This is a genomic window from Streptococcus jiangjianxini (assembly GCF_040225085.1).
In the GTDB taxonomy this organism is placed as follows: Bacteria; Bacillota; Bacilli; order Lactobacillales; family Streptococcaceae; genus Streptococcus; species Streptococcus jiangjianxini.
In genome coordinates, this window is sequence record NZ_JBEHGL010000025.1 from 1 (window position 1) to 21,902 (window position 21,902).

At 37.6% G+C, this 21,902-nt stretch carries 21 protein-coding genes and 2 pseudogenes; 10 read left to right on the forward strand and 13 right to left on the reverse strand.

The features are described 5' to 3' along the window. Positions 1 to 444 (forward strand): IS30 family transposase (locus ABP870_RS09565; RefSeq protein WP_350015167.1); only part of this gene is annotated, 444 nt, incomplete at its 5' end. Between the two features lie 1,108 nt (positions 445 to 1,552). Here the strand turns inward: ABP870_RS09565 and lytR are convergent. From lytR to ABP870_RS09590, 5 genes are all read right to left on the reverse strand, one after another. Next, on the reverse strand, positions 1,553 to 2,788 hold the full coding sequence (gene lytR / locus ABP870_RS09570) for a glycopolymer--peptidoglycan transferase LytR (protein WP_350015168.1): 1,236 nt from the start codon (positions 2,786 to 2,788) through the stop codon (positions 1,553 to 1,555). Beyond that, entirely contained in the window at positions 2,788 to 3,312 is a 525-nt protein-coding gene (locus ABP870_RS09575) for a GNAT family N-acetyltransferase (RefSeq protein ID WP_350015169.1), read from the reverse strand. The genes lytR and ABP870_RS09575 overlap by 1 nt, the downstream gene beginning before the upstream one ends. 2 nt (positions 3,313 to 3,314) lie before the next feature. After that, entirely contained in the window at positions 3,315 to 3,752 is a 438-nt protein-coding gene (gene tsaE / locus ABP870_RS09580) for a tRNA (adenosine(37)-N6)-threonylcarbamoyltransferase complex ATPase subunit type 1 TsaE (protein ID WP_350015170.1), read from the reverse strand. 103 nt (positions 3,753 to 3,855) lie between these two features. Further along, the gene (locus ABP870_RS09585; protein WP_350015171.1) at positions 3,856 to 5,304 is read right to left on the reverse strand and encodes an NCS2 family permease; all 1,449 of its coding nucleotides are present in this window, start codon (positions 5,302 to 5,304) and stop codon (positions 3,856 to 3,858) included. 108 nt (positions 5,305 to 5,412) lie between these two features. Continuing rightward, positions 5,413 to 6,006, reverse strand: coding sequence for a DUF1361 domain-containing protein (locus tag ABP870_RS09590; protein WP_350015172.1), 594 nt, complete (start codon positions 6,004 to 6,006; stop codon positions 5,413 to 5,415). A gap of 85 nt (positions 6,007 to 6,091) precedes the next feature. On the opposite strand from ABP870_RS09590, the gene ABP870_RS09595 reads away from it, so the two are divergent. From ABP870_RS09595 to ABP870_RS09615, 5 genes are all read left to right on the forward strand, one after another. Beyond that, complete coding sequence (locus tag ABP870_RS09595; RefSeq protein WP_350015173.1) at positions 6,092 to 6,904, forward strand: Cof-type HAD-IIB family hydrolase; 813 nt, start codon at positions 6,092 to 6,094, stop codon at positions 6,902 to 6,904. 292 nt (positions 6,905 to 7,196) lie between these two features. Further along, a complete protein-coding gene (locus ABP870_RS09600) occupies positions 7,197 to 8,189 on the forward strand; it encodes a PTS sugar transporter subunit IIB (protein ID WP_350015174.1) in 993 nt (330 codons plus the stop codon). Positions 8,190 to 8,251: 62 nt separating this feature from the next. Beyond that, entirely contained in the window at positions 8,252 to 9,064 is an 813-nt protein-coding gene (locus ABP870_RS09605) for a PTS mannose/fructose/sorbose transporter subunit IIC (protein WP_350015175.1), read from the forward strand. Between the two features lie 16 nt (positions 9,065 to 9,080). Further along, on the forward strand, positions 9,081 to 9,995 hold the full coding sequence (locus ABP870_RS09610) for a PTS system mannose/fructose/sorbose family transporter subunit IID (protein WP_350015176.1): 915 nt from the start codon (positions 9,081 to 9,083) through the stop codon (positions 9,993 to 9,995). Positions 9,996 to 10,100: 105 nt separating this feature from the next. Further along, positions 10,101 to 10,460, forward strand: a complete 360-nt coding sequence (locus ABP870_RS09615) for a DUF956 family protein (protein ID WP_062711990.1) — start codon at positions 10,101 to 10,103, stop codon at positions 10,458 to 10,460. 919 nt (positions 10,461 to 11,379) lie between these two features. Here the strand turns inward: ABP870_RS09615 and ABP870_RS09620 are convergent. The 5 genes and pseudogenes from ABP870_RS09620 to ABP870_RS09640 all read right to left on the reverse strand — a co-directional run. Beyond that, positions 11,380 to 11,529, reverse strand: a pseudogene (locus ABP870_RS09620) (IS630 family transposase); the annotation flags it as partial. Between the two features lie 266 nt (positions 11,530 to 11,795). Beyond that, entirely contained in the window at positions 11,796 to 12,353 is a 558-nt protein-coding gene (locus ABP870_RS09625) for a DUF6036 family nucleotidyltransferase (protein WP_350015177.1), read from the reverse strand. After that, a complete protein-coding gene (locus ABP870_RS09630) occupies positions 12,346 to 12,630 on the reverse strand; it encodes a hypothetical protein (RefSeq protein ID WP_350015178.1) in 285 nt (94 codons plus the stop codon). Before ABP870_RS09630 ends, ABP870_RS09625 begins: the two co-directional genes overlap by 8 nt. 12 nt (positions 12,631 to 12,642) lie before the next feature. Further along, positions 12,643 to 13,077, reverse strand: a complete 435-nt coding sequence (locus ABP870_RS09635) for a hypothetical protein (RefSeq protein WP_350015179.1) — start codon at positions 13,075 to 13,077, stop codon at positions 12,643 to 12,645. Further along, positions 13,070 to 13,984 (reverse strand): IS1595 family transposase, encoded by a 915-nt coding sequence (locus ABP870_RS09640; protein WP_350015180.1) that lies wholly within the window; start codon positions 13,982 to 13,984, stop codon positions 13,070 to 13,072. Before ABP870_RS09640 ends, ABP870_RS09635 begins: the two co-directional genes overlap by 8 nt. Positions 13,985 to 14,345: 361 nt before the next feature. On the opposite strand from ABP870_RS09640, the gene ABP870_RS09645 reads away from it, so the two are divergent. Beyond that, complete coding sequence (locus tag ABP870_RS09645; protein ID WP_350015181.1) at positions 14,346 to 16,634, forward strand: hypothetical protein; 2,289 nt, start codon at positions 14,346 to 14,348, stop codon at positions 16,632 to 16,634. Positions 16,635 to 16,728: 94 nt separating this feature from the next. Here ABP870_RS09645 and ABP870_RS09650 read toward each other — a convergent pair whose 3' ends face one another. Next, positions 16,729 to 17,796, reverse strand: coding sequence for an acyltransferase (locus ABP870_RS09650; RefSeq protein WP_350015182.1), 1,068 nt, complete (start codon positions 17,794 to 17,796; stop codon positions 16,729 to 16,731). 281 nt (positions 17,797 to 18,077) lie between these two features. Here ABP870_RS09650 and serS point away from each other — a divergent pair, with 281 nt between their 5' ends. Next, entirely contained in the window at positions 18,078 to 19,355 is a 1,278-nt protein-coding gene (gene serS, locus ABP870_RS09655) for a serine--tRNA ligase (protein WP_350015183.1), read from the forward strand. Positions 19,356 to 19,376: 21 nt separating this feature from the next. Here serS and ABP870_RS09660 read toward each other — a convergent pair whose 3' ends face one another. Together ABP870_RS09660 and ABP870_RS09665 are read right to left on the reverse strand one after the other, a co-directional pair. Continuing rightward, on the reverse strand, positions 19,377 to 20,003 hold the full coding sequence (locus ABP870_RS09660) for an HI_0552 family protein (protein WP_350015184.1): 627 nt from the start codon (positions 20,001 to 20,003) through the stop codon (positions 19,377 to 19,379). A 515-nt stretch (positions 20,004 to 20,518) separates the two neighbouring features. Beyond that, positions 20,519 to 20,980, reverse strand: a complete 462-nt coding sequence (locus ABP870_RS09665; protein WP_350015185.1) for a recombinase — start codon at positions 20,978 to 20,980, stop codon at positions 20,519 to 20,521. Positions 20,981 to 21,110: 130 nt separating this feature from the next. Here ABP870_RS09665 and ABP870_RS09670 point away from each other — a divergent pair. Next, positions 21,111 to 21,323, forward strand: a pseudogene (locus tag ABP870_RS09670) (transposase); the annotation flags it as partial. A gap of 103 nt (positions 21,324 to 21,426) precedes the next feature. Continuing rightward, on the forward strand, positions 21,427 to 21,588 hold the full coding sequence (locus tag ABP870_RS09675; RefSeq protein WP_350015186.1) for a hypothetical protein: 162 nt from the start codon (positions 21,427 to 21,429) through the stop codon (positions 21,586 to 21,588). Positions 21,589 to 21,902 lie beyond the last annotated feature (314 nt).

Below are 21,902 nucleotides of genomic sequence, written 5' to 3' on the forward strand. Positions count from 1 at the left end.
ATTGTAGGTAAGAATCATAAGAGCGCTGTTATCACACTTGTAGAGAAACAATCTAAAGCGATTATCACTCTTCAAACTGATGGACGAAAAGCCAGTGATATTGAACGCTCCCTTAATCGCTGGTTGTCACAATTTCCGAAGCATCTGTTCAAATCTATAACGTTTGATTGTGGGAAAGAATTTTCCAACTGGAAATCCATCTCTAATCAGAATGACATCGACATCTTCTTTGCAGATCCTGGTTGTCCAGGACAGAGAGGTTTGAACGAGCATTCTAACGGGCTATTAAGGCGACACGGGCTTCCTAAGCAAATGGATTTTAACGGTATCTCTCAAGACGTTTTATCAGCTATAGCTGATAAAAGAAATAGAATACCTAGAAAATCCCTAAACTATCAAACACCGTATCAAGTTTTTCTGAGTAAGATAAACTGTCTAGCTTAATTTGACAATTGAGATTCTTAAAGTCACTCTTACGAATCTCAGCTCAGACTTGTTCAATTGGATTCATCTCAGGTGTATAAGGAGAAATGAACTCAAAGCCAATGTTGGCAGGCTTCTCTAACACCCCAGCTTTACGAACAATAGCCATCATTGATGCTTTCAAATCATTCTCTTTTTAGACCAAAATGAGAAGAGGTAAGACCAATTTGAGTGATACTTATGTTATTGTTCAGCCCTTCGCTCCACTACCGTTACAGAAAGGTCACCATTACTGCGGTGGTCTGCTGACTTTCTCATGATTGCTTGTTAATACGTCTTCAACGCTCGTGAAACCATATGGGATAAGTCATATCCCTTTTCTCGTTTACACAGGATATGAGGATGTAAAAAAGTCTAAGTGAAAATAGGAATTCTGGCAAAGTGTCCAGAGACTCTAGGAAGAATTATCTGTTTCACATAGTCCTTAGTCCGAATTCAGTGATTCTCGTACTGGACACATAGAGATGCGACTACTCCTTAGGACTTTAGCGTTTCAGGCCTCTCTGTCTACTACGTACCCCAAATAACATGTTCCTTTTCGTAAAGCCACGATTTTGCTATCTTTTCCTGACGGTTTCAGTTTCTAGCGTTAGTTTTAAAACAGTCTGTTTCTGAGTATTTTATACTCAATAAAAATCAAACTTAGCATTTGTGCTATTTTCTTAGGGGGTCAGTGCCATAAACTACAGATTTTTCGTTACTGCCCATTTCATTCACTGAAAAAATATCTTATTTGACTCACTTAGCCTGCTCCAGTTTATAGCAAAAAGACATCATTATAGACGAAATAGCTATTTTTGAAATTAAATGAGTATTAAGCCGGTACCTCCCGATAGTTAGACGTGGGAATCGCTATTAGGTTCAACGGTAGCGGGTGTCCAGGAGGACTTACACCTCAAAGACGCGACAGATCCGTCGTACTTAAAAATGAGGCTGGGACAAAAGTCTTGCCGATTAAAGCAAAAAGCAACGGTTTTGGTTCCGTTGCTTCATGAAGACAAACCTCCAAAATGGAGTTTGTCTTCAATCTGAAATACACACGTTGTTAACATGTGTATTTTTAAGTGTATTAATAAGCTTGCTGAATTGTTCCACTGTACTGGCCTTGATTAGCCGGTACTTGCTCATTATAAACTTCTTGTGAGTTAGTATTCGGAACAGTTGTATCGGCAGCTGGATAGGATTCCTGGGGAGCCTGGTAGTCATAGGTTTCAGAAGGAACGGACTGGTTACTGTCATCACCATATGATTCTTCACCTTCTATCGATTCTTCATTATCGAGCCCAATTCCATACAGTTCTTCATAAGTAATGACGTTGGTCTTCAACTGTTTTAATGTTTTTGATTTCTTACCTAACTGCTTCTTAATGCGATTTTGTGTCGTTAAAATTGCTTTAGTCGTTGGAATCTGGTACGATCCCCCATTGATATCAGCATCCTCGCCTTTTAGCTGATATTCTTTGACATGTTTTACAGTATCTGCATACTTAAACAAACTGGGAATCGTTGAGGAATTGATTTTGATATCTGTTTGCATATTACCCGCAACTGCGTTTAGAATCTTCTTATAAGATGACACACTATTGCCCAGTTTTAAAACTTTTCGCATCACCTTTTGAATCACTTCACGCTGACGCTTTTGACGACCATAATCCCCTTCAGGATCATCATAACGCATCCGAGAATAAACTAAAGCTTGTTCACCATTTAATCGATGCGTACCTGGAGCTACCGTTGCCGTATAGTCTGGCTCATTTTGGGCGATAGAAATCGGAAAATCAAAATGATTGGTTACGGTAATACCTCCAACAGCATCGACTAGATCCATCAACCCTTGCATATTGATTTGCATATAGTAATCAATATCAATATCAAGCATTTCCTTAACAGTCATCATCGCCATCTGAGCACCACCTGCTGCGTAAGCAGCATTTAATTTAGCTTCCTCACCGTTCTGATCATTTGATTTAGGACCTTTTAGTTTCACCATGATATCACGCTCTAAACTAGTCATGGTCGTCTTTTGGGTTTTAGGATTAACAGTGACCAAAATCATCGAATCACTGTTACCTTCCCAAGTAGAGCCACGTTCTGCAGTCCCCGTATCTACTCCCATCAACAAAACTGAAAATGGTTTATTTTTATCAATAGCTTTACTTGTTTCATGACCATCAAATTCCTTAAAGGTTTTCGATAATGTTCCTGTAGAAAAAGCATAAGCTGAGCCAAAGTAAACGCCAATTGCAACTATTGTTGTTGCTATAATTAACGACAACATTAAAACGATTTTTTTCCCTAGTTTCATTATCTCATATTACCTATCCATTTACTCATCATTAAAAGATCTAAATACGTCTCTTCATCTAATTTTAGCGCTGCTTTCTTCTCGCCTTCAATCTCAAATCCAAAATCTTGATAAAGCTTGATGGCTCGATGATTTCGGGATTGAACTGTTAACTCCAAGCGTTTCATTTGAGGGCTATGTTCTGCCCAATCACAAACTAATTCCATTAAATAATGACCAACACCATGACCATTATAAACTTGTTTTACGGCAATAAAAAGGTCACCAACATGATTGACATTAAATTCATCACTGCTAGTGACATTGACCATTCCTATAATATTATCATCCACTTTTGCTAGCAAACAAATACGATTCAAACTGTTTAAGTTAAAAGAGAGAACACTTTGCAAATCCTCAATCGAAATATCTGGGCTATCGTTAATAATAAAGGATGTTTCTTGACTAACCTCATCTATAAATACTTTAATAGCTTGTGCATCAAATGGTTGCGCTTCTTCGATAACTAATTCCTTATCAGCCATATTTAAGTCAGTTCACCTATCAATTCCTGATATTTAGGACCTTTTCCAGTTAACGATAACCGGCGTCCCTGTCCGTCTACTTCAATTGTAACCTTTAGGTAATTTTCTGGCAGATGATGTTCAATCAATTCACCCCACTCAATAACAGTCACTCCGTCTCCAAATAAGAAGGTATCTAAATCTATTGAATCTGGATCATCACCAATACGGTAAACATCCAAATGGTAAAGAGGTAAACGTCCTTCATATTCTCTAACAATGGTATAAGTGGGACTTTTAATCATTTGTCCAATATCGAGTCCTCTTGCAAGTCCCTTAGTGAGAGTTGTTTTCCCAGTTCCAAGATCACCAGTCAAGATAAGAATATCACCTAACTCTAATTTTGAACCTATTTTTTCTCCAAAATCTATTAACTCAGACTCATTATTAACCTTATACATAGACTACATTATATCATAGGAGACAGGCTTTGTCACAATTCATTTGCAAGTTCATGATATGAAAAATCACCAGCATTTAGGCTGATGATTTTCACTTTGATAATCAGAGAATCGCTAAGATAACAAAATTGAGAATAAAGAGAGCTGTTGCTCCCCAAAGAATGGGATGAATTTCTTTAGCTTTCCCTTTAACCACTTTAACTAAGCAATAGAAAATAAAGGCGGCAGCAATTCCATAAGAGATGGAATAACATAGTGCCATAAAGAAGGCTGCAAAGAAGGCTGGTAGCGCATCTTCGAAATTACTCCAATCGACATCAAGGAATGATGATACCATCATAACACCAACAATGATAAGCGCTGGTGCTGTCGCTGCTGCAGGTACAACTCCGATAATTGGCAATAGAAAGACTGACACTAAAAATCCACAAGCTGTTGCGACAGCTGTCAAACCTGTCCGTCCACCTTCAGCAATACCTGCTGCTGATTCAACATAAGTTGTTGTATTAGAAGTACCAAAGAGAGCTCCAATTGAAGTTCCAACAGCATCCGCGAAAAGAGCACGATCCATTTTTGAAGAGAAACCTGACGAATTTTCAAGGGAGGCTTCATCTTCTGCTGAGAAAATACCTGTACGACGACCTGTACCGATAAACGTGCCAAGTGTATCAAAAGTATCTGAGAGCGAAAAGGCAAAAATAGTCATCAAAACCAGCGGAAGACGGCTTGAATCAGTAAATAGTGATTTCATACCTCCAAAGGCTGCAAAAAATGTTATTCCCAATTCATCAAAGGCTGAACCAATATTATTTGAAAAATTTATTGTAGAGAGGTCAACGACTCCCATAGGAATACCGATAAGTGTTGTCGCCACAATACCAATTAAAATAGCACCCCGAACATTCTTAATCACAAGAATTGCCGTTATAAAAAGCCCGAGAATAGCAAGAATAACAGCTGGATCAGTAAAAGTTGATATGGCAGGTACAACGCCACCTCCTGCCAAAACTGAAGTCACCCCCTTAGACAAATCAGCTGATGCTGGAGATGAGCCATTAAGACTAATGATATCTTTAGCTGAGGTAGAAAAAGTAATGATGTTAGCGTTTTTAAAGCCAAGATAAGCTACAAAAACACCAATACCACCACCAATGGCATGTTGAAGACTTACAGGAATAGCCTTAATGATGCTCTTACGAACTTTGGTCACGGTGATAAAAATGTTAAACAAACCGCAGATAAAAACCATCGCTAAAGCTTCCTGCCAAGTGAATCCTAGACCAAAAACAACTGTGTAGGTAAAGAAGGCATTTAACCCCATCCCAGGCGCCAGTGCATAAGGAACATTGGCGAAAAGCCCCATGATCAAGGTAGAGATAACAGCTGAGATAATGGTAGCTAAGAAAACAGCTTGTGTTGGCATTCCAGCAGCACCCAAAAGACTTGGATTGACAAAGAGGATATAACTCATGGCAAAGAAAGTCGTTAAACCAGCCATAATTTCAGTACGAACCGTCGTACCGTTTTCTTTTAAGTTGAAAAATTTTTCCATTTTTAAAAACAAGACTCCTTTTAGTTGAACGATAAATCTATATTAACAAAAAATCGTTCGTATTTCAATGGATTCTTATCTAAAAAACAAACTTTTTTTAGTTTTTATTCAGTCATTTCCTTCCAAAAGCCATAAACACAAAATTTGTATAAACAAAAACCCTAGCACGAAAGGAATTTCCGAATAGGAAAAGACCTTCATTATCTCATCAATAACAAGGCTTGGGTGTGTTATCGCATTCCAAGAATTAAGCCTAGCAAATCGACCTATGTGAATAGCTAAACTGGACACAAAGGATAATATTGCCATAAAGACATACCGAAAAAGCCAATTTCTCATTTTGAGTAGGTTAGTGACATAACGAACGCTTAGAACACCCGCAATTAAGGCCAATAAGATACTAGACATATAGACTAAAAAATACATAAAACTCAATTGATCCGTTAAAATATCTCTTACAAAATACATATGGACAACATCGGTTAACATATAAAAAGTATTAGGATAAAAAAGTAACCAGCCCATCAATAGAAACACTTGTAACCACTTGTGATTAATAACACGGGCTATATAACTAAAATCATAAGCAACTAGAGCCAAAAAAACATTCCAAACCAAACCAGGGCCTGTTAGATTATAATGCCAAGACGCAAGAGCGATAACGGCAAAAAAACCATGAGCCAGTATAAACTGTCTTTTCATCTGAACACCTCCGTTTTAATTGTTTTATTGTACCATAAGAGCAGCCAAATTCTCCTTATGCTTCATTTTTTGCTATAATATCTCTATGACTAAAAAAATTATTGCTATTGATTTAGATGGAACGTTGCTTCACAGTGATAACACAATCTCAGATTACACTGTTAATACTATCCAAAAAGTTCGCGAACAAGGCCATCACGTTGTTATCGCGACGGGACGTCCCTATCGTATGGCGATTGACCATTACAAACGCCTCGAGTTAGATACGCCCATGATAACCTTTAATGGTTCCCTGACTCACTTACCTGGAAAAAAATGGAAATTTGAACAATCCGTTACTTTAGATAGATCTTATTTATTTGAGCTTCTCAAGTCTAGTGACTTCTATGAGATGGATTTTATCGCTAGTGAATATCGTAAAAACTTCTATATTACACTAGAATATCCAGAACGTATCGAACCTTCATTATTTGGTGTTGATAAAATCACTGAACAGATGCGACTTGAGCCACATAAAATCACTCGAAATCCGAACGCTCTTTTGATGCAGACCCGAGCAGCTGATAAAATAGCCCTAGCGACCACTATGCGTGATCATTTTAAAAACGAAATCGAAGTGGATTCTTGGGGTGGACCTTTGAATATCTTGGAAGTCTCTCCTAAAGGCATAAACAAAGCTTTTGCACTTTCATACCTATTAAATGTCTTCAACAAAACACCTGATGATTTAATTGCTTTTGGGGACGAACATAACGATACTGAAATGCTGCATTACGCCAAAACAGGCTATGCTATGAAGAATGCAAGCCAGGTACTCCTCCCTCATGCCGATGAGCAATTGGCTTTCACAAATGAAGAGGATGGCGTGGCAAAACAGCTTGAAAAACTTTTTTTATAAGAAAGAAAATGTTTTCTTGTTTTGACAGAAAATTTAATGAAATCATTCAAAAGTGAGCAGCTGCTAGATAGCTACTCACTTTTATTTTCATTTTCAAGCAAATAAGTTGACAGGTATTGAAAAATACCGAAGTATTTTGCCTTTTTTTCTCAATACCCCTTGCATTTTAGCTGAAAACGTTTTAGAATAAAGTGTTCTAACTTTTTAGGATAAACAAGAGTGCCTTTTTGGCCATATCTGGAGAGATTCTTCTTTATCCTAGAAAAAATAACTTATAGGAGGAAGAACACGAATGGGTATCGGTATTATTATTGCCAGCCATGGTAAATTTGCTGAAGGTATTCATCAATCTGGTTCTATGATTTTTGGTGATCAAGAGAAAGTTCAAGTTGTAACTTTCATGCCAAGCGAAGGACCTGATGATTTGTATGCACACTTCAACAATGCTATCGCTCAATTTGATGCTGATGATGAAATTCTTGTCCTTGCTGACTTATGGAGCGGTTCTCCATTTAACCAAGCAAGTCGTATCATGGGTGAAAATCCAGATCGCAAGTTCGCCATCATCACTGGTCTTAATTTGCCAATGTTGATCCAAGCCTACACAGAACGCATGATGGATGCGAATGCCGGGGTTGATCAAGTTGCTGCAAATATTATTAAAGAAGCTAAAGACGGTATCAAAGCTCTTCCAGAAGAGCTTAATCCAGTTGAAGAAGCTTCTTCAACTGAAAAAGTTGTCACTGCCCTTCAAGGAGCTATCCCACCGGGAACTGTCATCGGTGATGGACAACTTAAAATCAACCTCGCACGTGTTGACACACGTCTTCTCCACGGTCAAGTGGCGACCAACTGGACACCTGCTTCTAAAGCAGACCGTATTATCGTTGCTTCTGACACTGTTGCCAAAGATGACTTGCGTAAACAATTGATCAAACAAGCTGCACCTGGCGGTGTCAAAGCGAACGTTGTTCCGATTGACAAACTTATCGAGGCAGCAAAAGATCCACGTTTTGGTAACACTCATGCACTTATCCTGTTTGAAACACCTCAAGAAGCGTTACGTGCTATTGAAGGTGGCGTACCAATTAAAGAACTCAACGTGGGATCAATGGCTCACTCTACTGGTAAAACAATGGTTAACAACGTTTTATCTATGGATAAAGATGACGTGGAAACATTTGAAAAATTACGTGACTTGGGCGTTGAATTTGACGTTCGTAAAGTTCCAAGTGACTCTCGTAAAAACCTCTTTGACTTGATCAAAAAGGCAAATGTTAAATAATAACCTATTCGAATAAAGGTAAACTTTATTTCGGTACTCTTATTTCTCGAAAGGATCAAAAAATGTCAGATATTTCAATTATTTCTGCTATTTTGGTCGTTGTTGTTGCCTTCCTTGCAGGTCTTGAAGGTATCCTCGACCAATTCCAATTCCACCAACCACTTGTAGCATGTACCCTTATCGGACTTGTTACAGGCAACTTGACTGCCGGCATCATGCTTGGTGGTACCCTTCAAATGGTTGCTCTTGGTTGGGCTAATATTGGTGCCGCTGTGGCACCAGACGCTGCTCTAGCCTCTGTCGCTGCTGCTATTATCATGGTTAAAGGTGGCGATTTTACGCCAAAAGGAATCACTTTTGCCTACTCAACTGCGATTCCACTTGCCGTTGCTGGACTTTTCCTTACAATGATTGTACGTACTATCTCAGTTGGTTTAGTACACGCTGCTGATAAAGCAGCTGCTGAAGGAAACATCGCTACACTTGAGCGTACTCACTTCATCGCCCTTCTTCTTCAGGGTCTTCGAATTGCTATTCCTGCTGCACTGTTACTTGCCGTTCCTGCTTCATCTGTTCGTGGTGTCCTTGAATTGATGCCTGAATGGTTAAGTGGTGGTATGCAAGTTGGTGGTGCCATGGTTGTTGCCGTAGGTTATGCTATGGTCATCAACATGATGGCAACTCGTGAAGTATGGCCATTCTTCGCTCTTGGTTTCGCATTTGCTGCACTTTCTGACCTTACCCTTATTGCTATGGGTGTTATCGGTGTTGCTATTGCCTTTATCTACCTCAACCTTTCTAAACAAGGTGGTTCAGGTAACGGTGGCGGTTCAGCTTCTATGGATCCAATCGGCGATATCCTAGAAGATTACTAAGAAGGGAGTGCCTACAATGACTGAAAATCAAATTAAATTATCAAAAGCAGATCGCCAAAAAGTATGGTTCCGTTCACAATTCCTTCAAGGATCTTGGAACTACGAGCGTATGCAAAACTTAGGTTGGGCTTACTCACTCGTTCCAGCCATTAAAAAGCTATATACCTCAAAAGAAGATCGTGCTGCAGCTCTTGAGCGTCACATGGAATTCTTTAACACTCACCCATATGTTGCTGCTCCTATCCTTGGTGTGACACTTGCACTTGAGGAAGAAAAAGCAAATGGTACTGATATCGACGATACTGCTATCCAAGGGGTTAAAATCGGTATGATGGGACCTCTTGCTGGTATCGGTGACCCTGTTTTCTGGTTTACTGTTCGTCCTATCCTTGGTGCTCTTGGTGCTTCACTTGCGCAAGCAGGAAACATCATGGGACCAATCATCTTCTTTGTCGCATGGAATGCTATCCGTATGGCTTTCCTATGGTATACACAAGAATTCGGCTACAAATCAGGTAAAGAGATTACTAAAGATATGTCCGGTGGTATCCTTCAAGATATCACTAAAGGGGCTTCAATCCTCGGTATGTTCATCCTTGCTGTGCTTGTAGAGCGTTGGGTATCTATCAACTTCACCGTAGACTTGCCTGCTACAAAATTAGCTAAAGGGGCTTATGTCGAGTTTCCTAAAGGCAATGTAACTGGTGCAGAACTTCAAGGTATTTTAGGTCAAGCGATGAGCGGACTTAGCCTTACACCTGAAAAAACGAATTCATTGCAAGGTCAATTAGATTCATTGATCCCTGGATTGATGGGACTCATTCTTACATTCGTATGTATGTGGTTGCTTAAGAAAAAAGTATCACCTATTACAATGATTATTGGTCTTTTCGTACTTGGTATTCTCGCTCGTCTTGCAGGTATCATGTAATCAAAAAAGGGTTTCCATTTGGAAACTCTTTTCATTATGTTAAAATAGTTTAGCAGGAACAAAATCAATCAATGACCTCAAACACCTGTTAGTAGAAAGGAAATCATGGCCCAATCACAAAATAAAGAAGTTTTACTACAAACAACTGGTGTCTCTTATCTTGGTATGGGAGGAAAAGTTGGTAAATTTCTAATTGGCGATGTCGCTCTGGAGTACTATAACGATCGCAATGTCGAAGACTATATCCAAATCCCATGGACTAGCATTCAACAAATTGGTGCTAATGTTACTGGTCAAAAAGTCAGCCGTCACTTCGAGATTTTTACTGATTCTGGAAAGTTTCTCTTCTCATCAAAAGATTCAGGTAAAATCCTCAAGATAGCTCGTGATAAAATCGGTAATGACAAGGTTGTCAAATTACCCACATTAATCCAAGTCATTACTAGTAAATTCAAACGCCAGTAAGCTAAATACGTTAAAACAAGCTTGATATCAGGCTTGTTTTTCAATTGCTAGTGTGTATTCTAAAAGCTTCAATGAAAGTAACCTCTCTTGTTTCGTACTGTGTTCTGATGCCATTAAAACAGCTTAGGGAACCCTAAAAATATCTAAGAGATGAACTTTATGGACTAATCTCTCGTAAAGGCATTTTATACTCAATGAAAATCAAAAATAGACTAAGCAGCGTCGATGCAGATAGAACTGAAGTTCATCAAATCAAGCCAGCAACATCTGCTTTTGATTTTTGAAGAGTGTTAGACAAACGTTTAATAATCTAGTCTATCATAAAGAAGATCGTCTGCCCATGCTATTTGGGAGACTAGTCCAACCACAAATAAGCCAGTTCACTTCTTATAATCAAGTACATGTTTTTTAAGCAAAGGCAGGCTGGATAGTCCACTGCTGCGGATATAGACAATTTGGGACATGCCATACTTTGTAACCGCCAACTAGCTTGATCTTTAACCTTTAGAGTTGATTAGTTTTTAGAATTTCTACAAGGTCCATCAAGCTATCAGAGGTACCCTACTAGCAGGTTCTACTTCCTCCAGTCGCCACAATTTTTCCCTGAATATAGTCTAGTTTCAATCATTTGATGATGATTGTTCGCAGGAAATACCATCCTGGTGATTCCATACTATGTGATAACCTAATACTGAAATACCAATCACTGATACAATTGATCTTAATCTTTTTAATTTTTGTCAGACTGTCTCATTCTTATGACAATCAATACCCAGCGAGGCAAGCAGCGCTAACATTTGATTATAGTATAGTGGATGACACATCAAATATGATTAAGAGAACGGCCTGATCTTCAGTGATAGTTATCTTCGTTTCTATCAAAAAAACTTCTAATACTCAATCAAAATCAAAAAATAACTTATACTCTTTCGAAATCAAAAATAGCGGATATCCAATCTCTGTGTACAATCGGCTTTAGTTGACAAGGTGGCAAAGTTTGAATCACTTCTTGAAGGTTATCAATGACCTCATTTAATGTTCTAAATCCACTATTCTTAAAGCCACGTTTAAAACACATGATGACATGGTGAACAAGCTGCAAGAAGTGATTCAAACTTTGACTGATCCATTTAAAAAACCATCGTCAACAAACAATGGTTACAGAAAGTTAGTTTTTTGATTTTGGATAAGTATAAGTTAGCGCATTAACCAACTTAAAAATTATTTTTGGGAACTATATATCTGTTTACACCAACCACAATATGTAGTGTTTCCGAGAATATACAAAAAGGCGACTTCCAAGCTAGGAAATCGTCTTTTCATCTGCTCTAATTGTCAATAATATCTTCTAAGTTTTTCCTGATTTTCTTTAAAAAATTCTTCTAGCCAATCCATACCATAGGCGTGACTGAATCCTTCTAGGAGAACAGAGAAGTCAATGCTGTCAAATCCCATTTCCTCCAAACCATCAAAGGTATTAAATGGTGAATGAAAGTGTTTATATTTGATGATTGCTCCAATATCTTTCAAATCCTGCTCTCTTGTGCTAACCATCTTCATACCCAATACGTATTCAATTGGAGCAACTAAAACAGTTAAGTTTTCGAATGAATATAGGATCTCACACAAATGTAATGGTGGCTGTCTGTTCATGTTTGCCACATTATTATTGAGCCATAGTTCTTCGTCAGTATTCAAATTAAAGCGTTGCCCTACACGAGCAATAATTTCGTTGATTTTTTGACTTTCTTCATAAAAAGCATCTACATCTTGTGTCGCACGCAAACCATGGTACTCTAAGACATAACCACCAACACAAATGATAGTTAAACGAAGATTGGCTTGAAATAACTCTTGGTTCAAGGCTTCAAAAACAGGTTGCATTTTATCCATGTCTATATTTCTCCCTCAATTTTTGAATATTGGCTAATTTAGCAGGCTTATTTAGTGAAACCACATATTCATGAGTTGGTGTATGCTCTTGAATAGCATATTTCAAACTAACCTTTTGAAAATCTGTTAGTTCTTTAGAAGCTAATAACTTTTCGACATCTTCGTCCGTCAAATAAGAATGGTCTTCAAAAATAACTTTTCGCAGATAGCGAAACCAGTGACTAGCATTAAACCGTGATTGCTCTGATGCTTTTATCATGTAGTCATACCAATCCATCTTGCACCTTCCTTATCTTCTTTTTCTTAGCCCCTCATCTTTTTTAGGATTATAATTTAGAGCCTGTTCCAATTTTAAATCAAAACTGGAAAGTTCTATCTTTTCTTCCTCAAATGGAATCTCAGGTAGTTTAAACTGAAACTTTTTGTAAAAGAAAATATCAAATTCATCTTTATTGTCTGAAATATCTACTAAAGTATCTAACTCAGAAAGTCGAGCCTGTATACTAATTTTTGTTACCTCTCCAAGTTTTTGATAAATCGCATAGTAGGATAAGTCTTGGAAAAATTTACGGTGTGATTTAACCACTTCTTGAGTATAAGGGCAATCATAATAACTAAGATATTTACTGTAAAAATTATCAGAGAGAGAAATTTGATAATCAACTAGCTTATTATCAATTGCCTTAGAAACAGTTCGCTCCATTTCTGCGTGTAGTTTATCCATGGACTAACTCCTTGTATGTTGTACGAACTCCTGAAGATGCCAATAGGAGATTGAAACGGTCATTATCTGCCATATTACGAGTATTGTAGCGGAAAACAAACTCATCAACATAATCTTGTAGATGTTTCTTAGACCAAGAATGGTAGATTCCTAGCACACCACGTTTGAGACCTGCCCAGAACCCTTCAATCGTATTTGTATAGACATCATCAATAACATATTCACGAGCACCATGATTCACAAAAGCATGGTCGTACATTTTCGCAGCTTTATTATAACCCAGCCATTCATCAGTGTAAAGTTGGGCAGTGTCTTTCACAAATTTTACGATTTGTTCTGTTAGAGTTTTTGTGCCTGTATCGGTTACTTTATGAGCGTTCAATTTCCCTTCTCGTGCAATCATACCAACAACAGGAGTTTTATCTTTCAGAGAACGCCCTTGTGCATTTTTAACCTTTTTAGAGTTATGGCGATTCTTATTTTTACCACCGATATAGGTTTCATCTACTTCTACAGTCCCGTCCAATTCATTATTATTTTCTGAACCAAAACATCTACGAATGCGCTCTAACATAAACCAAGCTGTTTTTTGAGTAACATGGATGTCTTTTGAAAGTTGAACAGAAGAAATGCCTTTTTTGTGGGATGTCACCATCCAAATGGCAATAAACCATTTTTGAAGGGAGACTTTAGTATTATCAAACATTGTACCAGTCCGAACATTAAAGTATTTACCAGTGTTTTTACATCTATATTTACCATTCTTGCATTTATAAACCTTAGATGTTTCATCAAAAGGACTGACCACATAGCCATTCCAACGAATTTTTTCTAAATGTTGCTCACAGTAATAATCGTTTGGAAAAGCATTCATCAAATCATACAATGACTTAAATTCACCTAGCATCTTTCTACTCCTTTTTATTCTAATGCTATTATATCAGAAAGCATATAAAAATCAATAAAATGGTGTAAAGATGGATATAAATATTTTCAAGAATATTATTTTGTGATATAATAGACTTATCAAAATAGTAAAGGAAATGATTGGTATGAACGCAATCACAGCTCACAGCTCACAGCTCACAGCTCACAGCTCACAGCTCACAGCTCACAGCTCACAGCTCACAGCTCACAGCTCACAGCTCATTATGTAAGCAACGGTCTTTTTTGTCAACTCCTAAAACAGGCTTTTTCACATTCTTTTGAGAAGGCTTTTTATGTTGAGTTTTCTGGGTTGTTTTTAGAGAGAAATGGGGAGGCACAATATGCCTAACCATTTTTCAAATGAAGTTGATGGACAACTAAAATTTTATCAAGATTATCTACCTCTCGTTGATAAAACTTTAACAACTGATGATATTCTTTCTGATTATACAGATGGTTATTTGAATGGAAACTTGCTGGAATTTAAAGTTATCATCAACGATATTAACTCTGTTCTATTCCAAGCTATTAAGTACCTCTCTGCTCGTCGTATTAAAGGACGAGAAATTCCCAAAAATATCTTACTAGTATCGCTAACAAATCAAAAAATTTATGTCTTTTCTAGTGGAGATTACCTAGAAGATATTGAAAAGGTTTATTTTGGTGGTGCAAGTCTTAAAAATTCTGGATTCTCTGCAAGTAATCCAATTGAAATTTTAGAATATGGGAAAAGCCAACTTGATGAAAGTCGTATGATTTCCTTGTTGCGCTCCAAACAATATACTAAAATCAATATTGATGAAAACTGTATAGTTGGTTGGGCAGAACGTTTTTATCGTGAAAATAAAGGAGCTAAAAAATCCGATTTTATTGGTGATCATACTGGTAAAGTTAAAATTATTGGCGAAATTCGTAAACCTGAAAAATTAAAAGGTTTTATCAATCCGTATATTGGAGAAACCAACACACAATTCCAATATTTGATGGATAAACTTAACGATACGCTACAAAAGAAAAACTTAGGGGCTTTTTATACGCCTGAACCATATGTTCAAAAGTCGTTGGAGCTAGTCCGACAAGCTATTAAACGTGTTCCAGAAGGAAATGATTATATTATTTTGGATAGATGTGCTGGAACTGGAAACCTTGAGAAATTGATGAGTGACGAGGAATTAAGTCACTGTGTTCTTTCAACCATAGAATATTATGAATACAAAGTTTTACTTGAATTACTTGGTGATAAAGTTCGTCATATTATCCCACCAACTGAAAAAGAAGATACTTTTAATATGGGGCTAGTTCGAGGAGCAGATGCTCTTAGCGAGGAATATATCAATAATGAAATTATTCAACGCTATATCAACGACCCGAATACTACAATTATTTTGTATGAAAATCCTCCTTATGCAGAAACAACCTCAATAGAACACCAGAAAATAGGGGGTGGAAAATCCTCGTCTACGTGGAAAAAGAGTTTTTTAGTAAATGAAATGAAGAAAGAGGTAAAAGGAACAACAACGAATGACCTTGGGAATGTCTTTATTTGGTCAGCCTTTAAATATTACCTTAGACAGCCAACAGATAGTTATATTGTTTATAGCCCTGTTAAATACTGGAAAGCTCAACATTTAGTCAATCAAAAATTTTTAGGTGGTTTTGCTTTTAACCGCAAGCACTTCCACACTAACATTGATGCCATGATTATGTGTGCTTTATGGAGTAAGGAAGAATTTTCTCAAGAACTTCTCACTTTAGAAGCATATAATATTGATAAAGAGGGGAAACTGCTTCCTGAAAACGAAGTTCTTGTCAGAAGAATATTTAGCACTTATAGCCAATTCTACTTTGATAAACGACCGTTTCCTGACGATAAAAACAATGGATTGTATCTAGGGCTAAATGGTAGAGAATATGAGGGAAAAACCAAAAGAATTACCCCCTTATTTAATTCAAACATTTTAGGTTATATGGCTGTATACAGTTCTGGATTTGATAATCCAGATTTACATTCTACCTTAATTAGGGCAGGCAGATACGATGGAAATGGATTTTTCCTACGCTCTGATAACTTTTTAGAAAAACTTCCAATGTTTGCGGCTAGTCGCTACATTACATATAATCGTCACTGGACACAGCGTGCTAATATCATGAAATCTGCTGATGGCGCTGAACGTTTTAATAAAGCTGTATCAAGTAACAAGATTGAACAAGACTTATTGAAAATTCTGCTCTTCACAACACTTGAAACGCAAAATCACATGAGAAGTTTATATGGTTCTGATGGACGATTCTACCGCAATGAGTTGTCACTGGATCACTCTAATGGAGATACGCTAGCAACAGTTAACTTAGCAAAATTGGAACAAGGTTTTAAAGAGACTGCTTTATTTGAACAATGGAAAAAAGTCCTAACAGAAGCTAAGAAAACGGAAAATTATAATTCTAAATTGACGTATTCAGTTTATCAGATTATTGATGAGCTTAACACATCTGAAAAAGATGAAAATGATAAAACAATCTATAACTATCCTGAATTAAATGGGCACTTAAATACTTTGAAAACAATGCTAAAAGAGTATTATAACTCTGAAATTGTACCGTTCTTATTTAAGTACGAATTTTTGAAGTGATAAATAAAAGACGATTTTCGTTTGGAAGTCGCCTTTTTTGGTATTGTTAAAAATACTACATATTGTGGTTGGTGTAAATAGATATATAGTTCCCTTATATTTTTTTGACTTTATTTTTGAAGGTCAACCAATCATCAACTTTAGCGGAAAATCTTGCCACTTGAAGGGTTTTAAAAAGCCAAATCCTCATTTTTTCAACTAAGATAGAGCCTAAGAAGATTAGGAAGCTGGCACCTAATATTATGATTGGAAAGACCAGTGGAGACTGGTCCACAAAGTTTTCTGCAAAATCACGCATGGCAAATTTAACCACTAAGGGATGCAGATGAACCAAATACACCCCAAAGGTTGCTGGAGCAAAGAACCTAATGAATTTGACTAATGGACTTGATGGTGAAATATTCAAATTAACAAATAAAACAAAGAGGGCTAGCGCTCCTAAAGTAATCGTTGGCGAAGTATACCAGTACCACTTCTCACTGACAGCATACTTCAAAATAAGGGTTGCTGCAATTGATAAAGCATAAATACCTATCAAGATAAGAGGCTTATTGTATTTTTTTAAGTCAATTCGTGCTAAAAAGGCTCCGACGACATAAAGCAAAATTAACCAGGTCATACTAAATCCCTTAGATAAAGAAAATTCCGAAACACTGGTATCCAATAATACTGGCAATAATGAGAAGACCATAAAACCAGTCGCTATCATTTTACCTAGATCCGACAACTCCATCCTCGGAAGAGCAATATTCAAGAATGGCATAGTCAACATCAGTCCAAAATACGCGGTAACATACCAATATTGCCCCCTTATGATTGGGAAAAAAGCCCCTAACCAATCACTGGCGCCAATATCCTTACCCAAGAGAAGGAAAAATAAGGTGATACCGATGGAATAAAAGGCTACCTGAAGCCATAAATTAACTACTTTTGAATACTTAAAATGGGATCGAAAACCAACATAGCCACTAATCAATGCGTAACAGTTTACAGCAACGTAGACACTAGCTTGAATAATCCATGTCTGTATAAAATGGAGGTCCACTGTACCAGCAACAGAATCGCGGACTCCCCCTTTACCTAGAACATGCGTCACAACAATCATAAACATAGCAAAAATTCTTAAAAAGTCAATTCCTGCATTATAAATTCTCTTTTCCATGCCTTTATTTTAACATAATTCACTTAGATAAGAGAAATCCTTGTTTTTGGGTTTACACCAACTCCTCTTTTGTGTATAATAACACCAACGGATAAGTAGTATTGCCAAGTGTTCAGAAAGTCTGCGGTTGCTGTGAGCAGATCTCTTTGCTTTATGAAATTCTACCGTGATATTACTGTTGATATTAATTAAGTGCACAATCTGTGAAGTTGGATGGAACCGCGCAAACGAGCGCTCCAACAGCAAACAGATTGTGTTTTTTTACTAAATAGGAGGTATTTATGTTAGATATTAAACGTATTCGCAATGATTTTGATACTGTTGCGGAAAAATTAGCAACTCGTGGTGTTGCTGCTGAGACATTGACTGAATTAAAAGAACTCGATGCCAAACGTCGTCAACTTTTAACAAAGTCAGAAGAATTAAAAGCTGGACGTAACCTTGCTTCAGATAAGATCGCTCAAGCCAAACGTAACAAAGAGGACGCTTCTGAACAAATTGCTGCTATGCAAAAAGTATCTGCTGACATCAAGACTGTTGATACTGAATTAGCTGATATTGATGAAAAGTTAACTGTCATTATTACCACCTTACCAAATACGCCGCACGATTCAGTACCCGTTGGTGCTGATGAGGAAGAAAATATTGAAGTTCGTCGTTGGGGAACTCCTCGTGACTTTGACTTCGAACCAAAAGCACACTGGGACCTTGGTGAAAACTTAGGCATTCTTGACTGGGAACGTGGGGCAAAAGTCACTGGAACTCGCTTCCTCTTTTACCGTAACTTAGGTGCTCGTTTAGAGCGCGCCCTTTACAACTTTATGTTGGATGAACATGCTAAAGAAGGCTATCAAGAAGTTATTCCTCCATATATGGTCAATCATGACTCTATGTTTGGTACCGGTCAATACCCAAAATTTAAGGAAGACACCTTTGAATTAGCAGATAGTCCCTACATTCTCATCCCGACTGCAGAAGTACCGCTCACAAACTACTACCGTAACGAGATTATTGACGGTAAAGAATTGCCAATCAAGTTCACAGCTATGAGCCCATCATTCCGTTCTGAAGCTGGATCTGCTGGTCGTGACACTCGTGGACTCATCCGTCTCCACCAATTCCATAAAGTTGAAATGGTCAAATTCGCCAAACCTGAAGAATCTTATGATGAATTGGAAAAGATGACAGCTGATGCTGAAAACATTCTTCAAAAACTAAACTTGCCATATCGTGTCCTCGCTCTCTGTACTGGTGATATGGGATTCTCAGCTGCAAAAACCTATGATTTAGAAGTTTGGATTCCAGCTCAAAATACCTATCGTGAAATCTCTTCGTGTTCAAATACCGAAGATTTCCAAGCGCGTCGAGCACAAATTCGTTACCGCGACGAAGCTGATGGAAAGGTCAAACTTCTCCATACCCTTAACGGCTCTGGCCTTGCAGTTGGACGCACCGTTGCAGCTATTCTTGAAAATTATCAAAACGAAGATGGTTCTGTAACCATTCCAGAAGTTCTTCGTCCTTATATGGGCGGGGCTGATGTCATCGCTCCAAAATAAAAAATGAGTTCCTTTTGGAGCTCATTTTTTCGTGGCTTCATAATATGGTGACAAGTCTTCAAAGGCTTCCAACAGCTTAGGGAGAAGTTCTTGGCTAGTCATTTGATCACTCATAGGAATATCCTTTTTGACTAAAACTTTTCGAACTTCTCCTGCAGCTAGAGCAGCCACTAATCTCTGCCGATTGCTTTCCGTACCAGCCTCACGATGGCTGACTCCATTGGATTGAACTAAATAATAGAGTGGCTCAGTTATCGGAACATCTAAGACCTTCGCCTGTTTAGCCAGTGTTTCATCTGATTTTTTACGTTCAATAAAGCTGACTTCAACAGAGATACCAAAATCATCTTTTTGACCATAAAGTCGTATAGCAAAACCAACAGCATCCACCTCGTCTTCAACGCTGTGAAAGTAAGTCCAAAAATGTGGTCGTCCTACTTGAGCCTGATTAGCCCAATTGCTGACACGGTCCATTTTAAAACCAGTCAAAGCTTGAGACAAATCTTTTGATAAGGCCGTCATTTCAGCACGCGCAGCTTGTCCCTGAGCCTTAAACGCCTCCATAGCGGCTGCTTCTGTACCAGCTTTTTCTGGTTTAACGTACTTAAGACCTTGATAAGTTAAAAAATGATTTATTTGGGTAAACACATGAACTCCTTACTGTGGCAAGTTTATGTTGAGCAATGTTTTAACAAAAGGTTAAGCGATTTTTCACGGAGATGTCTCTATTTAGTCGTGGAAAAACAAAAGATTTGGTCTCTCAAACATTTAATGAGAAAGGCTGTAATAGACAGATTGCTAAGTCGTTAAGACTCTACTCTGTCCATACATACCAACTGTTTTTCTACCGAATAACCGATCGCTACCAGTTTAGCATTTTCTAGTTTTTCTGTATAGAACTATTGAGCAAGACTTGCTATTCTTTCTTTTGACAAGTCAAAGTAGCTAAATGTCAGATGTCACTTTCTACCAAAGACTTTATTCTCCAACAACTACACCTCTGAAGAGGTAACTATCCCTTAAGGGGACAATGAATCACAAAAACTGTCTGGGGTTATGACCCTTTCTAGCCGAAATCCACCTCGATAATAGATCACTCAATACCTTGTTGCTAGCGCTATCCTTCTTCCAATAATGACATCCATATCCATTATTTTTGCCGCTTAGTTAACTTCACTACAGCCTCTGTCCTTGATGTCCACGGACTGAGGAGACAATTTTTCATCGTCGTTTTCATCATTGCTACACAATTCTAATGAAGCATGTGACGATTTCTTCGACTCATTTTTACGCTTATCTTTGAAATTTTTAGAATTCAAAGATGTTTTATCTCCAGATTTATAAATAAAAGTAATCTTTGCCGGGTCAATAATTCCATCATCAGAAATCCCTCCGATAATAACTTTTTCAACCAAACTCTCAAAAACAGCTCGATCAAAATCTGTAATGAGTTTTTTCGATTTTAATAGGTTTCTGAATAACTCTAGACGTTCTTTAACACCTGAATCTGTACGTAGCCTAACCTCAAGATTTACTTTTGAAGCTGATAGTTTTTCTTTATCCTTCATGATAGCATGAAATTTTTCATCATACAAGTCATCGCTGATTCTACCATCAAGTTTCATCTGGATAATATCTCTTTCTTGCTGTTTCAGCTTTATTAACTTCTTCTCAATACAATGTTAAATTAAAGTTATGATAAGAAAAGCATCTGATCTCAATTTAACTGATCAAGAATGAGCTAAGCTTAAACCCTATTTCTCCAAACACCGCACTTATAAATGGGCTAAGCGAGAGCTTGTTAATGCGACTTTAGTCATCACTAAAACTGGCTATCAATGGCGTATGCTCTTCCCTGACTTTCTTCCTTATTTAACAGTATGGAGTTTCTTTCGTCGTGCTAAGGAAAGGGGTCTGTGGGATACCATTTTGTCAGAACTTGTTAAAAAAGCTACAAAAAGCTGTTAGAGAAGTCTCTCCAATCTATGGCCATTATGGATTCTCAAAGTGTGAAAACAACAAATTCTGCCGAGGAGCGTGGCATTGATGGCGGTAAAAAACCAAAGGGAGAATGTACCACATCGTTTTTGAATCCATGGGGAATATTCGTGATATTGTGGTTCAGGCAGCTAATCGTCATGATACTAAGTCGGAGATTTTAGTGGTTCGTCAAGTGATGGCACGAGAGTTTCAGTGCCCAGTAGATATTTCTGAAAAAATCAAAGGAAGCTAGCAAATCATTCAAAGCGTTGGGCGTCGAGCAAACTTTCTCTTGATTGAACAGTTCTCGAAGATTGGCTAAGATGTTTAAGCATCAGGGTCATCAGAGGTTACTTTATTAAAACTATCTCACATTAATCGCATTTTAAAGGTGCTATGATGTTGTGAATACAGGTTCTTAGATCTCTAATATGCTGGTACATCTAACTTTCTCCCCAAAAAGAATAAATTACCCCGATTGGATATCCTTCTGTTTGTTTAGGCATTTACAGTCTAGTCTATCTAAGCTTTTTATTGTAGTTTGAGATTAACCAGAGTCAAAGATAA

What these genes read in the sequence shown, in the direction of transcription:
- ABP870_RS09640 (WP_350015180.1), bottom strand. Translation starts at nt 13,984, where the DNA reads ATGCTAGGTGAATTTAAGTCATTGTATGATTTGATGAATGCTTTTCCA.
- ABP870_RS09630 (WP_350015178.1), bottom strand. Translation starts at nt 12,630, where the DNA reads ATGGATTGGTATGACTACATGATAAAAGCATCAGAGCAATCACGGTTT.
- ABP870_RS09600 (WP_350015174.1), top strand. Translation starts at nt 7,197, where the DNA reads ATGGGTATCGGTATTATTATTGCCAGCCATGGTAAATTTGCTGAAGGT.
- ABP870_RS09605 (WP_350015175.1), top strand. Translation starts at nt 8,252, where the DNA reads ATGTCAGATATTTCAATTATTTCTGCTATTTTGGTCGTTGTTGTTGCC.
- ABP870_RS09590 (WP_350015172.1), bottom strand. Translation starts at nt 6,006, where the DNA reads ATGAAAAGACAGTTTATACTGGCTCATGGTTTTTTTGCCGTTATCGCT.
- ABP870_RS09665 (WP_350015185.1), bottom strand. Translation starts at nt 20,980, where the DNA reads ATGAAACTTGATGGTAGAATCAGCGATGACTTGTATGATGAAAAATTT.
- ABP870_RS09575 (WP_350015169.1), bottom strand. Translation starts at nt 3,312, where the DNA reads ATGGCTGATAAGGAATTAGTTATCGAAGAAGCGCAACCATTTGATGCA.
- ABP870_RS09650 (WP_350015182.1), bottom strand. Translation starts at nt 17,796, where the DNA reads ATGGAAAAGAGAATTTATAATGCAGGAATTGACTTTTTAAGAATTTTT.
- ABP870_RS09635 (WP_350015179.1), bottom strand. Translation starts at nt 13,077, where the DNA reads ATGGATAAACTACACGCAGAAATGGAGCGAACTGTTTCTAAGGCAATT.
- ABP870_RS09675 (WP_350015186.1), top strand. Translation starts at nt 21,427, where the DNA reads ATGTACCACATCGTTTTTGAATCCATGGGGAATATTCGTGATATTGTG.
- tsaE (WP_350015170.1), bottom strand. Translation starts at nt 3,752, where the DNA reads ATGTATAAGGTTAATAATGAGTCTGAGTTAATAGATTTTGGAGAAAAA.
- serS (WP_350015183.1), top strand. Translation starts at nt 18,078, where the DNA reads ATGTTAGATATTAAACGTATTCGCAATGATTTTGATACTGTTGCGGAA.
- ABP870_RS09610 (WP_350015176.1), top strand. Translation starts at nt 9,081, where the DNA reads ATGACTGAAAATCAAATTAAATTATCAAAAGCAGATCGCCAAAAAGTA.
- ABP870_RS09615 (WP_062711990.1), top strand. Translation starts at nt 10,101, where the DNA reads ATGGCCCAATCACAAAATAAAGAAGTTTTACTACAAACAACTGGTGTC.
- ABP870_RS09645 (WP_350015181.1), top strand. Translation starts at nt 14,346, where the DNA reads ATGCCTAACCATTTTTCAAATGAAGTTGATGGACAACTAAAATTTTAT.
- ABP870_RS09595 (WP_350015173.1), top strand. Translation starts at nt 6,092, where the DNA reads ATGACTAAAAAAATTATTGCTATTGATTTAGATGGAACGTTGCTTCAC.
- ABP870_RS09625 (WP_350015177.1), bottom strand. Translation starts at nt 12,353, where the DNA reads ATGGATAAAATGCAACCTGTTTTTGAAGCCTTGAACCAAGAGTTATTT.
- ABP870_RS09585 (WP_350015171.1), bottom strand. Translation starts at nt 5,304, where the DNA reads ATGGAAAAATTTTTCAACTTAAAAGAAAACGGTACGACGGTTCGTACT.
- lytR (WP_350015168.1), bottom strand. Translation starts at nt 2,788, where the DNA reads ATGAAACTAGGGAAAAAAATCGTTTTAATGTTGTCGTTAATTATAGCA.